This window comes from Streptomyces nigrescens (genome assembly GCF_027626975.1).
GTDB classification, from domain to species: domain Bacteria; phylum Actinomycetota; class Actinomycetes; order Streptomycetales; family Streptomycetaceae; genus Streptomyces; species Streptomyces nigrescens.
In genome coordinates this window covers 3,260,722-3,273,169 of sequence record NZ_CP114203.1, presented here as the reverse complement: position 1 = coordinate 3,273,169, position 12,448 = coordinate 3,260,722, and the positions used below count along the sequence as shown (strand labels likewise).

The following is a 12,448-nucleotide window of genomic DNA, read 5'->3' as shown; positions in this document are numbered from 1 at the left end:
CCGTGCTCTTCCTCTACACCGTTCTCGTCGTGTGCTGCGCGATCCTGCTGATCGCCGGAATCATCGAGCAGCGACGGCACTTCAGCAATCTGGAGCACATACCCACCCGGGTGCTCGTCAACGGCATCCGCGGCAAGAGCTCCATCACCCGGCTGTGCGCGGGTGCGCTGCGGGGCGGCGGCCTGGCCACCGTGGCCAAGACGACCGGCACCGCGGCCCGGTTCATCCACCCGGACGCCACCGAGGAGCCGGTCTACCGCAAGTTCGGCATAGCCAACGTGGTCGAGCAGATCGGCATCGTCCGGCGGGCCGCCGCGTACCACCCGGACGCCCTGGTGATCGAGTGCATGGCCGTCATGCCGGCACTGCAGGAGATCAACCAGTCCAAGCTGATCCGGTCCACCATCGGTGTCCTGTGCAATGTCCGCGAGGACCATCTGGCCGAGATGGGGCCCACCCTCGACGATGTCGCCCGCTCGTTGTCCCGCTCCATGCCGGAGGGCGGTATCTGTGTGACCGCCGAGCAGGACCGGTTCCACATTCTCCAGGAGGAGGCGGACGCCCGCGACTGCCGGCTGATCTACGCCGACCCCGGGACGGTGACCGATGAGGAGCTGCGCGGCTTCAGCTGGTTCACCTTCAAGGAGAACGTGGCCATCGCGCTGGCCGTCGCGGAACTGCTCGGTGTGGACCGCGGGACGGCGCTGCAGGGCATGTACGACGCTCCGCCGGACCCGGGTGTCCTCTCCGTCGAGCGGTACCGCACGCCCGACGGCAAGCGGCTGCGGTTCGCGAATGTCTTCGCCGCGAACGACCCCGAGTCGACGCTGATGAACATCCGTCAGCTGCTCGATCTGGGCGCGGTCCACCGGCCCCTGAACGTCGTGATCAACTGCCGCCCGGACCGTGTCGAGCGCAACGGCCAGATGGGCGAGATCATCCCCGAACTCGAACCCGACAAGGTCTTCGTGATCGGGCATCCGGCCAAGAGCGCGATCGATGCGATCCCCGCCGCGTGGCGCTCCCGTGCGGTGGACCTCGGCGGCGACCGCCGCGACCCCGAGGAGTTCATGGATCGGATGGTGAACCACCTCGGTCCGGATTCGTCGCTGGTCGCCGTCGGCAACATCCACGGCCAGGGCGAGCACCTGCTGGAGCAGCTGGCCGAACTTCCCGCGGACGAAGGGCCCGACGGCGTTCCGCAGCACCCCCAGGACGGCCCGGCGGACTCCGCGGAACGCCCCGCACCCCCGGCCGACCTGTCCACCGGGCACCCACCGGCCCACGAGTCCCGCCCTCACCAACCGTTCGTACCGCTGCAGCACCCGCACACCGATTCGTGGCAGAGCTCAGGAGAGCACCCTTGATCCCCGCCGTCCTCACGCCCGAGATCGCCGCTATCGGCATCGCCCTCGGGCTCATGTTCTCGCTCGTCTGCTACCTGACGACCAACCTCTCACCAGGCGGCATGATCACCCCCGGCTGGCTTGCGCTGACCCTGGTGGAGGATCTCCAGCGTGCCGCGATGGTCGTGGGCGTGACGGTCCTTACGTACCTGGCCACCCTGTTCGTGCAGCGGGTCGCGATCCTCTACGGCAAGCGGCTGTTCGCGGCCGTCGTGCTGATCGGTGTCGTGATCAACGGCACGCTGATGATCGTGCTGCAACTCGAGTTCCCGCTGATGTACACGAATCAGACCCTCGGGTTCATCGTCCCCGGTCTGATCGCCTACCAGCTGGTCCGCCAGCCGAAGGGCCCGACCGTGCTGGCCACCGGCTCGGTGACGCTCATGGCCTATGTCGTGCTGGCCGCCGGAATTCTGCTCGGCGTCATGCCGTCCGCCTGACCGAACGATTCGGAGCCGATCCCATGAGCGCCAAGACCCAGCGCGGCCGTCGCCGCGTTCTGCACGCCGTGATCGTGACCGCCCTGCTCGCCGGCAGTGCGTACCTCACCGTGGCACTTCGCCAGGAGGAGCAGACCACGACACCTGCCATACCGGCGGTCACCGATGAAGCCGGCCTCAAGTCGTCCCTGACGAGAGGGCTCTCCGGCGACCTGACCTGGGAGCGGCTCCGGAGTCCGGCCCGCTCCGTGCTGCGCGGCAAGAAGGGCGAGGTGTTCGCCACCTTCACCGACGGGGCCCGCACCGCCACCCTCACCGGCCGGAGCCGCACCTTCACCGAGCCCGCCGCCACCACGTCCCGGATCGTCACCGACAACTGGGTCCGGATGATGCCGGAACCCTGGCGGAAGGGCGCCGAGAAGGAGAAGTGGTTCAAGGACTGGTTCAAGGACAACTTCGGCAGCGAGAAGGACGATCTCTTCGCGATGGCCTTCCAATATGTCGCCCAGGCCCCCGTGAAGCAGAACGCCGCAGGGGTCAGGTACGCGGGCGACGCGAACTACGGGCCGATCGATGCGCACGGCGGGTCCGGCGCCGGCCGGCGGCTCGAGGAGTCCGACTTCTACGACTACCTGGGCATCCCGTACACCTTCCGGGACGGCACCTCGATGCAGCCCGAGAGGGCGCGGGCGCGGTCCATGGACTGCTCCGGCTTCATCCGGGCGGTGCTGGGCTATCGCGCCGGCTACCCCCTGAGGGCGGACGACGGAAGGGGCGACGGCCTGCCTCGTACGGCCAACGGGATGGCCCGCTCCGGGCTCGGCGTAGGCGTCGTGCCGCTGACCGGCTCCGCGCCGGCCTTTGTCAGGCCTGCCTCGACCGATGTGCTCCAGCCCGGCGACCTGGTGTTCTTCAAGCTGGAGGCCCGCACCGAGGAGCGTCTCGACCACGTCGGCATGTACCTGGGCAACGACTCCGACGGGCACCAGGTCTTCATATCGAGCCGGCAAGAGGTCAACGGCCCGACCATCGGGGACAAGGGCGGTACGTCGCGGCTGGACGGAAACGGCTACTACGCCAGGGCGTTGCGCAGCGCCAAGCGCCTGTGAGGAATCCCGCGAGAAGACGCCTGTCAATTGAGGTTGACGCTCTCCGGGTGTCAATCTAGATTGACACCATGACCGAAGCAACGGATCTCGCCGAGCGGGCCGGCGACCGGGACCCCAGGGTCGGGCTCCGCGCCGTGGCCGCGCTCCGACGGCTGCTGGAGCAGCTCGAAGCCGTGCAGGTGCGCAGCGCCCGCGCGCAGGGCTGGTCGTGGCAGGAGATCGCGGCGGAGCTGGGTGTCAGCAGACAGGCAGTGCACAAGAAGCACGGGAGGCGCTGATGTTCGAGAAGTTCACGGCCGGTGCGCGCGCGGTGGTGCGTGGCGCGGCGGAGCAGGCGGACCGTACGGGCAACGGCACGATCGGCGAACCGGAGCTGCTGCTCGCGCTGCTGGAGCGGACGGAGTCACCGGCCGCCGGGGTGCTCGCCGCGCTCGGTGTCCACGAGCGGCGGGCATCGGTGGCGGACGCCCTCGCGGCGGTGCGCCGGCGCGGTGGGGTCTCGACCGCCGACGCCGCGGCGCTGGCCGGGCTGGGGATCGACATCGACGCGATCGTGGCGCGGGTGGAGGAGGCCCACGGGGTGGGCGCGCTGGCCGCCGACGGGACGGCCGGGCGGGGGAAGCGGCTGCGCCGGCCGTTCACCGCGGAGGCGAAGGCCGTGCTGGAGCGCGCCCTGCGGATCGCGGCCGGCCGCGGTGAGCGCCACCTCGGCGATGAGCATCTGCTGCTCGCGCTGACCACCAGGCCCGGACCGGCCGCGGCGGTGCTCGCTGACCACGGGGTGACCTACGACGCGGTGGTGCGGTTGCTCGACAAGACGCGGGGCCGGCAAGCGAGTTGAGCCGGGCGGGGCGGTTCCGTGGGCAGGGGACCGCCTCGTGGCCGTCCGGTGGAACGGGATCCCCTTACGGCGGGTCCGTCCGGGCCCGCCCCTACGGGCAGCCGACCTTCACCCTCCCGATGCCCAGGGTGCTGTGCCGCGGGAGATAGCCGGCCTCGAAGACCGCGCCGAGTACCGGGTGGAGCAGTTGCGCCAGCCGTTCGGCGCGGGAGTGGCCCAGTGCCCGCCACGGCCCGGCCGCCAGCCGGTCGGTCGTCCGCTCTATCGCCTCGCGCTCCTTGTGGGCGCGGTCGGTCGCGGTGCCGTCCGGAGCGATCCAGCCACGGGCGGCGAGGCGGTGCCGGGCATCGCTCCACTCCTGGGCGCTCCAGCCGCGCCCCACGAAATCGGCGGCCGGTGCGGCGCCGATCGCGGCGAACGACACCAGGGCTTCACAGGGGTCGAGTTCGCAGGTCAGCAGGGCCGCCAGATGGCCGTCGCCGCGGTGTTCGCGGAGGACGGTCGCGGCCTGCCAGAGCACCAGATGCGGCGCGTCCGGCCAGGGCAGATCGCGGTTGGCGGCGGCCAGCGGGCGGGCGGCGGTCCCGGCGTTCTCGGCGGCCTGGCGGGCGAGCCGCGCCGCCTCGGCGAGCTGTGCGGTGGTCAGCCGGCCGTCGATCAGGGCGGTCAGCGCACGGTCCATGGCCAGCAGCCGGGCGTCCAGCACCTTGGCCGGGTCCGCGACGGTCCAGATCCGCGGGAGGTACCGGGTGACCATCCGCGGGCTGAAGGTGTAGTACGTCGCGGCGACCAGCTCGGGCCCGGCGGCGCCCAGCGGAGCCGTCCGCCAGGCGAAGTAGCTGGGCCAGCGGGAGACGACGTCATGGCCGAGGGTGGCGGCGACCTGGCGTGCCTCAGGCGCGAAGTACAGCGTGGCGTGCAGTGGCTCCAGAAGGTGCCACATCCGGCGGGCGACCGAAAGGTATTCCGACATCGCTTTACCTCATGGCCTTCACGATGCGTGCGCAGACGGGAGACGTGGACCGTGGTCCTGAACACGGCCGTCGGCCCGCGGAACCGGGCAGCTGGGGCTCCCTGGAACCCGGCGCCGGACGAAAAGCCGTGCGAAGTAGTGACTTCCCCGATTACGCCGCGTGAATCCAGACCACAGATGGCAACTGTGGGTAACAGAAGCCTGGTTGGGGGATTCCGGTTCCGGCCGCGGCGGGCCCGGTGGCCCGGAGCGCCTCGCGTACCGGAAGTTCAGTCGGACACGGAGGGCCGCGGTGGGGCGGGTGCACCCTGAGGTGCCCGCCCCACCGCGGTGGTCTCACGAGCCGTCGGCCCCGTTCCCGACGGCTCAGTCGTCTCAGTCGTCTCAGTCGTCTCAGCCGTCTCAGTCGTCTCAGTCGTCCCGGTCCGCGCGGGACGCGTACTGCTCCGGGTGGCGCAGCAGTGCGCCGATATGGGCGGCGGCCGTCGACAGCCGGCGGCGGGACTCCTTGAGCTGTGCGGCCGTGACCCCGTGGTCGCGCGCCGCGTCCCGCAGATCGTCGCGGAAGCGGTCCAGCAGCCGGTCGAAGTCCCGGGCAGGGTTGTCGCCGGCCGGTTCCTCCGCCCACTCCGGGGCCGGCGGGGCCTCGGCCGCCGTGTCCGCCCCGGGGTCCTCCCCGGCCTCGTCGACGCGCTCGACCGTCACCTTCGTGCCGTGGTCCGCACCGGCCCGCCCGGCCGCGCCCGGCTCGCCCTCGCTCCGCCGGGCGTCGAACGGGCCGTTGGTGAAGCGGCCGACCTCGCGGGACACCTCGGACAGCGCCTCGCGCACCGCGCCCGACCAGTCGCCCGACCGCACCGCCCCCTGGGTCTGTTCCTGGACGCGCCTGAGGACCCGCTGGACCTCCTCGCGTGCGAACACCTGGGCGTCCCTGGCCTGCTTACGGGCCCGCTGGGCGTCCTGCTTGGCGCGCCGGCTCTCCTCCTTGGCCCGGCGGGCCTGCTCCTTCCACTCCTCCTTGGCGCGGCGGAACTCCTGCTTAGCCTGCTGCCAGGACTCCTTGTCGCCGAACGCGCCGTCGAAGTAGTCGGCGGCGTCCGCGAACGGCCGCTCCCCGGTGTCGGCCCCGGCGTCCGTGGTCGCGTCGCCGGTCCGCCCGGCCTTTCCCGCGCCCCGGGCGTCCTTGCGGGCCTGCTGGGCGGCTTCGCGGATCTCGCGGCGCAGATCCCGCGCCGAACCGCTCACGTCCTCCCGGATGTCGGAGGCGAGCGCGGCGACCGACTCCCGGATCTCCAGTTCCAGATCGGCCAGCTCACCGCCGCGGTCGGCGAGTTCGGTCCGCCCGGCGTCGGTGAGCGAGTAGACCTTGCGGCCGCCCTCGGTCGTGTGGGTCACCAGGCCCTCGGCCTCCAGCTTGGCCAGCCGCGGGTAGACCGTGCCGGCGGAGGGGGCGTAGAGGCCCTGGAAGCGTTCCTCCAGGAGGCGGATGATCTCGTAGCCGTGCCGCGGCGCCTCGTCCAGCAGCTTGAGGAGGTAGAGGCGGAGGCGGCCATGGGCGAAGACGGGGGGCATGCTCAGAGCACCTTCTTCTCTGCGGGCGGGTCGGTCGGGGAGTCCCCCTGCGGGCCGGGGGCCGAGCCGGCGCCGGGGTCGCCCGGCCGGTGCTCCCCGTCCTCGAAGGCGGGGCGGCGCAGCAGGGCCAGACCGCCGGAGACGGTGGTGACCTTGAGGGTGCCGGTGCCCGCGCCGAGCGCGCCGGTGATCTTCTTGGCGCCCCACTGGCCGGTGACCCGCAGATCGTCGAAGGCGTTGGAGACCGTGCCGCTCGCGGTGTTGGCCTCGACCTTGGCGTCGGCCGGGTCGGGCAGCCGGATGGCGACCTCCCCGGAGACCGTCGTCAGGGCGATGTCCGCGCCCTGGGCGGGGTCCAGGTCGAGGACCATGTCGCCGCTGACGGAGTCCGCGCGCACCGTCCCGCCCGCACCGTCGATGACCGTCAGATCCCCCGAGACGGAGTTGAACCGCAGATCGCCGGTGACCGACTGCACCTCGACATTGCCGGAGACGGTGTCGGCCCGCACCCTGCCGGTCAGTCCGACGAGCGTGGAGTCACCGGAGACACCGCGGACGTCCGTACGCCCCGAGATCCCGGAGATCACCGCGCCGGCCCCGACCACGCCGACCTCGACGCGGGTGGCGGCCGGCACCGTCACCGAGATCACCGCGCTGCGGTTCCACCCCTTGCGGTCCAGGAACTTCAGAAAGCCCTTCCAGGGGAGGTCCTCGTAGGCGATCGCGAGGGTGCCGTCCTCGCACGAGACGGTCAGCGGCGGGCCGTGCAGCTCGCTGATCTCCACACGGGCCGGACCGCCGTCCGAAGTGCCGACGACGTTGACGGTGCCGCCGACCACGCGTACGTGCAGGGCGTCGAGGGGGTCGGAGATCTCCAGCGTGCGTGGTTCGGCCACCTGTATCGGTTGCTGCGACCACTCGCTCCGGGCTGACATTCCTGGCCTCCCCTGGATAGCCGTACAACGCAACATATCGCGTCTCTTGAAGACACGATATATCGCGGATGGGGGAAGTCAAGCGCTTGGTGCCGAGGGGAGCCGCTGCTCCCCGGGCGCAACCGGTCGCAGGGGGAGGGCCGCCCCGCCTTCGCCGCCGCGTCGTGCCACGGGCTGATCGTGAAGGCCAACTCGCTGAACGAGACGGCCAGTTCGGCCGACCGGGGGCGCAGCTACAAGAAGGCCGCGAAGTGCAGCCACTCGGCTCGGGGGAAGATCGTCAATGCCGGGGGTGTGTGCCGCACGCGCGCCCCGCGGAGGAGATCCGCGGAGCCCTCGACGACGCCGCCAACGGGACCGAGGCCGCCGAGCACCACAACAAGAAGGCGTACATCGAGAAGAAGGCGTACAACGAGCACGACCGGCGGGCCGGGCGGGCGGCCCTCAACGAGGAGTGCGACGTGCGGCGCCGCCTGCGCAAGGCGCTGCACTACTCCTGATCTCCGGATCGGTCACGACGGTCCGCCGCCTTCCGGGAGCGGGCCGTCCGCGCACGACCCGGCTGCCTGGGAGCGGGAGCCCCGCGGCCCCGTTCCCGGGAGCGCTCCTCGGTGGCCTATTCGTCCTCGTCCTCGTCGTCCAGGCGGGCCAGCCAGGTGGCCAGCCGCTCCACCGGTACCTCGAAGTCCGGATTGAGGTCGACGAACGTACGCAGCTGGTCGGCCACCCACGCGAGGGTGACCTCCTCCTCGCCGCGCCGGTTCTCCAGCTCCTCGATGCCACGGTCAGTGAAATACACGCGCTCTCCACCAGGGGTCATGGGTCATTCCCAGCCAGGATAGGCAGGCTCACGGACCTCTCGCGCCACAGACGCCCGACGGCTAGCCTGATCACCTGTCAACGGTCCTGCGGCAATTGGGAAATTGCCGCCCACGGGGCGCAGGAGGCCGTGATGCAAGATCGCGCACAGCGCATCGAACTTCCCGACGGTACGGAAGTCTGGGCCCGGGTCTCCCGGCTCGACGCCCCGGGACCCGACGGGGCGGACGACGCGGACGGGGAATTCGAGGACGTCGGTGCCTGGGACGCGCTCGGGGCCAGGGTCGAAGGGCTCCGCGAGGTGATCGGCGGGGTCGCCGCCAGCGTCCGGCAGGCCACCGAACGGGTCGCACCGCACGAGACCAGCGTGACCTTCGGCGTGGAGCTGTCGGCCAAGCCGGGCAAGGCCGTCGCCCTGCTCGCGGACGGCGAGGCGAAGACCAACCTCTCCGTCACCCTCACCTGGCGGCGCGAGGACGGGGCGCCGGCCCGGGACGAACCGCACGGGCTGCATACCGCCGACCGCCGGGAGCCGGACGATTCGAGCCGCTGATGTCGACCTCCGAGGGCCGGGCCGCCGGCCGCGGTGACCGCGCCCGCTACACACAGCTTCTCGACCACGCCGGACGCACCACCGTCGGACTGTGCGCCGTGCCGGGCAGGGCCGGCGCCCGGCCGTGGGGCAGTGGGGTACTGATCGCTCCGGGATGGGTGCTGACCTGCGCCCATGTGCTCGCGGCGAGCGACGGGCGGCGCCGTGACACGGGTCCGGACGGGGTCTTCGGGGTCACCTTCGGCGGCCGGGTGGTGCCCGCGCGGCTCGCCTACGACCTGAGCCGGCCCGACCCGGACGCCGGGCCTGCCGCCGCCCGCGCCGATCTCGCCCTGGTTCGGCTGCTCGACCCGGAGACCGAGCACCCCTGCGCCTGGCTCAGCGATCAGCCGGCGACGCTCCTGGAGGACGCGTACATCTTCCGCGGGCACGACCGGCCGGGCGCGGGCACCGAGGGGGACGGCGCGGCGAGCGGGGAGGGCGGCGCGAGCGGCGAGGGCTGCGCGAGTGGTGACGGTGGCGTGAGCGGCGACGGCTGCGCGAGCGGTGACGGTGGCGTGAGCGAGGGCGCGGCCGCGGGCCGCCGGGGGGAACGCGCGGTACGTGACCCGGGTGACGTTCGCGGCCCACGGGACGGGCGCACCGTGCCCGAGCGGGGCGACAGGCCCGGCGGCCCCCGGGTGCCGGGGGAGGGGGAGGGACGCGGTGCGCCCACCGGCCCGCACGCGCCCACCGGCCCGCACGCGCCCACCGGCCCGCGCGCCCCCACCACCCCCGTCGACCCCTTCATCGCGGTCCGCTTCGGCGCCCGGGACGCCCGGGGCCTGCAGTTCGGCAGCGATGTCCGGGTCACGCCCGGGGCCTCCGGCGGGCCGCTGCTCGACTGTGACCGCGGCGAGGTGGTCGGCATCGTCAAGGGCCGCCACCAGCAGGACCACGTCGGGCTGGCGGTGCCGGTCACCGCGCTGCGCGGGCTGGGGCCGGAACACCTGGTCGCCGGCGCCGAGGGCCTGGGGCCCGACCCGTACCACGCACTGATGAGCCTGCACGACCGCTGGCACTGGGCCGGTCAGGACCTCGGCAGCGCCGTCGGCCCGACCTGGTTCGACGCCCAGCACGCGATCATGGCGGGCCGGGGCCGGCTGTGGGGCGTACAGGAGCGGCTGCAGGCGCTGGACCTGCTCGCCCGGCTGCCCGCACCGCGCGATCCGCTGGTCGTGGAGGCCGCGGTCGGCGAGGTGCTGGAGCGCGGCGACCGGCCCGGCGCCTGGTCACTGCGTACCTGGCGGGACGGTCACGGCGCCCTCTACCAGGGCAGCGACCCGTACACCGAGCTGCGCGCCTTTGTGCACTATCTGCGGATCGTGGCGCAGCTGACCGCCGACGAGGTGCGCGACGTACCGGGCGACGAGGCCGCCGGGGTGCGCGAACAGGCCGCCCGTCTCGCGGAGTTCGTGCAGGCCAAGGCAGTGGTGCTGCAGCCGCAGGACCGCCGGAGGATAGGCCCGGTGCGCCGCCGGCCGCGCTCCGTGCTCGTCGAGTTCGAGCCGCTCTTCTACGACGAGGGCGGGCAGGAGCTGTTCAACTGGTCGGTCAGCGAGGGCTACGGCCAAGGGCAGTGGCTGCGGGTGGACGTCCAGGAGTCGGCCGGCGGGGTGCCGTTCGAGCAGGCGCGGGAGCAGGTGCTGCGGCGGCTCGGCGGGCGGCTGCTGCGGGCCGACGGCGATGCCGGTCCGGGCGCCCGGGTACGCCTGGAGGTCGCCGTCCCCGAAGGCCACTGGGACACCGCCGCCGGCCAGTGGGAGGTCGCGGCCTCGACCCGGCGCACCGCCCGGCTGCGGCCGGTGGGCCCCGGGCGCGCGGTGATCCTGCGGGACCAGGGGCGGCGGGAACAGGTCGACCCGGCGTGGCTGCGCCGCTGGCAGGGCCTCGCCGCCGCCCGCGAACTGCACGCCCTGCGCATCCCGCCGCGGCCGGGTGCCGATGCCCGGCGCGGCTCCGCCGAGGCGATCTGGCGGCTGCTGGAGACGGCCGGGGACGGTGCGCTGCCGGCCCTGTGCCACACCGTCATCGACGGGTTCGGCCGGGACGCGGTCGGGGTCGCCCTGGACACCGGCTTCCCGGCCGGGCTGTGGCCCGCACACGGGCACGGCGAGGAGCGGGACTGCGATGCCGGCTGCGAGGAGTTCCACCGCGGGGTGCGGGAGCTGCTCCAGGGGTCGGGCGGGGTGGCCCGGCTCCCCGAACTGGTCCGGCAGTTGCGGGCCAAGGCAGCCGAGGCCGCGGAGGAGGGCACGCACTGGGCGCGCGATCTGGTGCTCCTCTACGACGACCCGGAGGACCCGATTCCGCCGCTCTTCACGGACCGCCCCCAGGTGTCGCCGCGCTGAGCGGTACGGGGCGCCGCCCCCTGACCTCCCGGGCGCCGCGCACGCCCCCGTACGCCTCGCACGCGCCCGGTGCCCACCCCCGCGGCATCCGCCCCTCCCGCTGCAAGTCGCGCCCCGTACCTGGCACTTGGGCGCCCACGGTGCCCGCGGGGGAGACCGGAAACCGCCCCGTGCGCTTCCGTCCGGCTGGGTACTGTCATAGCGTCGTGGAAGACTTGTTCGTGATGACGCGACTGCGTGATTGTGGGTGGCGGACGCGGGGGGAGGCCGAGCGGATGCCGATGTCCCCGGCGCTCCGCCATGACCATCGCTCCTGACCGAGGCCTGGCCGGCGACGAGGAGTTCCGACGTGAGCGACTGGCTCATCTACCGTGGCGCGGGGGCACCGCACGACGGAATTGAGCATCTTCCGCCGCCACCCCCCTGGCGCGATTTCGACGGCGGCCCCCTCGTGGCGCCGCCGGCCGCCCTCGACCCCTCCTCCGAGCGCAGGCTCGGTGTGCAGCACCGGGAGGCCAGCCACCACCGCCCCGGCGAGACCGAGCGCGAGCTGGTCAACGCCGCCCTCTATCTGCGCCGGCCGCTGCTGGTGACCGGCGCACCGGGCAGCGGCAAGAGCACCCTGGCCCATTCGGTCGCCTATGAACTCGGCCTCGGCCGGGTGCTCGGCTGGCCGGTCGTCAGCCGCAGCACGCTCCGTGACGGTCTGTACGACTACGACGCCATCGGCCGCCTCCAGGATCTCCAGATCGCCCGCGCCGCCCCGGCCGCCGCGGAGAGCGGGGCCGCGCCCGGCCCGGACCCCACCGACGAACCCGGCGGCGGCATCGGCCGCTACATCCGCCTCGGCCCGCTGGGCACGGCCCTGCTGCCGGCCGCCCGGCCCCGGGTGCTGCTCGTCGACGAGCTCGACAAGAGCGATATCGATCTGCCCAACGACCTCCTCAATGTGCTGGAGGAAGGGGAGTTCCGGATTCCGGAGCTGGAGAGGCTGGCCGGATCCGCCCCCGAGGTGGAGGTGCTCAGCGACGACGGCGCACGGGTGACGGTGCGCGACGGCCGGGTGCGCTGCCGTGCCTTCCCCTTCATCGTCCTCACCAGCAACGGCGAACGGGACTTCCCGGCGCCCCTGTTGCGCCGCTGCATCCACCTCCACATCCCGGTGCCCGACAAGGAGCGGCTCGCCGCCATGGTGCGGGCGCACTTCGGCGAGGGCGCCGCCGAGCGCTACGAGGCGGTGATCGACCGCTTCCTGGACCGCGAGCCCGGCGATGTCCGCGCCGTCGACCAGCTCTTCAACGCCATCCACCTGACGCAGAGAGCGGGCTGGACGGACGAGGACGAGGAGGAGACGCGACGGCGTCTGACGGCGGAGCTGATGCGGCCCCTTGACCGGACGAGGTGAGCCCG

Annotated in this window: 13 protein-coding genes; 9 read left to right on the top strand and 4 right to left on the bottom strand. The window is 72.8% G+C overall.

Annotated features, from left to right (window positions below; all coding sequences use genetic code 11):
* Positions 1–2 precede the first annotated feature (2 nt).
* The 5 genes from pgsB (at position 3) to STRNI_RS14575 (ending at position 3,796) form a co-directional block, all read left to right on the top strand.
* Positions 3–1,367 (top strand): poly-gamma-glutamate synthase PgsB, encoded by a 1,365-nt coding sequence (pgsB, locus tag STRNI_RS14595; RefSeq protein WP_274738122.1) that lies wholly within the window; start codon positions 3–5, stop codon positions 1,365–1,367.
* Positions 1,364–1,846, top strand: a complete 483-nt coding sequence (locus tag STRNI_RS14590) for a poly-gamma-glutamate biosynthesis protein PgsC/CapC (RefSeq protein WP_018087472.1) — start codon at positions 1,364–1,366, stop codon at positions 1,844–1,846. Before pgsB ends, STRNI_RS14590 begins: the two co-directional genes overlap by 4 nt.
* Before the next feature lie 23 nt (positions 1,847–1,869).
* The gene (locus STRNI_RS14585) at positions 1,870–2,955 is read left to right on the top strand and encodes a C40 family peptidase (RefSeq protein WP_018087471.1); all 1,086 of its coding nucleotides are present in this window, start codon (positions 1,870–1,872) and stop codon (positions 2,953–2,955) included.
* Between the two features lie 68 nt (positions 2,956–3,023).
* Entirely contained in the window at positions 3,024–3,233 is a 210-nt protein-coding gene (locus tag STRNI_RS14580) for a helix-turn-helix domain-containing protein (RefSeq protein ID WP_018087470.1), read from the top strand.
* Positions 3,233–3,796, top strand: a complete 564-nt coding sequence (locus STRNI_RS14575; protein WP_018087469.1) for a Clp protease N-terminal domain-containing protein — start codon at positions 3,233–3,235, stop codon at positions 3,794–3,796. The genes STRNI_RS14580 and STRNI_RS14575 overlap by 1 nt, the downstream gene beginning before the upstream one ends.
* A gap of 91 nt (positions 3,797–3,887) precedes the next feature.
* Here STRNI_RS14575 and STRNI_RS14570 read toward each other — a convergent pair whose 3' ends face one another.
* The 3 genes from STRNI_RS14570 to STRNI_RS14560 form a co-directional block, all read right to left on the bottom strand.
* Positions 3,888–4,769 carry an SCO6745 family protein gene (locus STRNI_RS14570; protein ID WP_018087468.1) on the bottom strand — a complete coding sequence of 294 codons (882 nt, stop codon included), beginning with the start codon at positions 4,767–4,769 and terminating at the stop codon, positions 3,888–3,890.
* A gap of 411 nt (positions 4,770–5,180) precedes the next feature.
* Entirely contained in the window at positions 5,181–6,341 is a 1,161-nt protein-coding gene (locus tag STRNI_RS14565) for a PadR family transcriptional regulator (RefSeq protein WP_266450200.1), read from the bottom strand.
* Between the two features lie 2 nt (positions 6,342–6,343).
* Positions 6,344–7,276, bottom strand: a complete 933-nt coding sequence (locus tag STRNI_RS14560; RefSeq protein WP_277411369.1) for a DUF4097 family beta strand repeat-containing protein — start codon at positions 7,274–7,276, stop codon at positions 6,344–6,346.
* Between the two features lie 296 nt (positions 7,277–7,572).
* Here STRNI_RS14560 and STRNI_RS14555 point away from each other — a divergent pair, with 296 nt between their 5' ends.
* Positions 7,573–7,776 (top strand): hypothetical protein, encoded by a 204-nt coding sequence (locus STRNI_RS14555; protein ID WP_274738130.1) that lies wholly within the window; start codon positions 7,573–7,575, stop codon positions 7,774–7,776.
* Positions 7,777–7,892: 116 nt separating this feature from the next.
* Here STRNI_RS14555 and STRNI_RS14550 read toward each other — a convergent pair whose 3' ends face one another.
* A complete protein-coding gene (locus STRNI_RS14550; RefSeq protein ID WP_018087464.1) occupies positions 7,893–8,075 on the bottom strand; it encodes a DUF6104 family protein in 183 nt (60 codons plus the stop codon).
* A gap of 153 nt (positions 8,076–8,228) precedes the next feature.
* Between STRNI_RS14550 and STRNI_RS14545 the strand changes: the two genes are divergently transcribed.
* The 3 genes from STRNI_RS14545 to STRNI_RS14535 all read left to right on the top strand — a co-directional run bounded on the left by STRNI_RS14545 (position 8,229) and on the right by STRNI_RS14535 (position 12,443).
* A complete protein-coding gene (locus STRNI_RS14545; RefSeq protein WP_018087463.1) occupies positions 8,229–8,648 on the top strand; it encodes a CU044_2847 family protein in 420 nt (139 codons plus the stop codon).
* Positions 8,648–11,038 carry a VMAP-C domain-containing protein gene (locus tag STRNI_RS14540; RefSeq protein ID WP_277411368.1) on the top strand — a complete coding sequence of 797 codons (2,391 nt, stop codon included), beginning with the start codon at positions 8,648–8,650 and terminating at the stop codon, positions 11,036–11,038. Before STRNI_RS14545 ends, STRNI_RS14540 begins: the two co-directional genes overlap by 1 nt.
* A 349-nt stretch (positions 11,039–11,387) precedes the next feature.
* The gene (locus tag STRNI_RS14535) at positions 11,388–12,443 is read left to right on the top strand and encodes an AAA family ATPase (protein WP_018087462.1); all 1,056 of its coding nucleotides are present in this window, start codon (positions 11,388–11,390) and stop codon (positions 12,441–12,443) included.
* Positions 12,444–12,448: the final 5 nt, after the last annotated feature.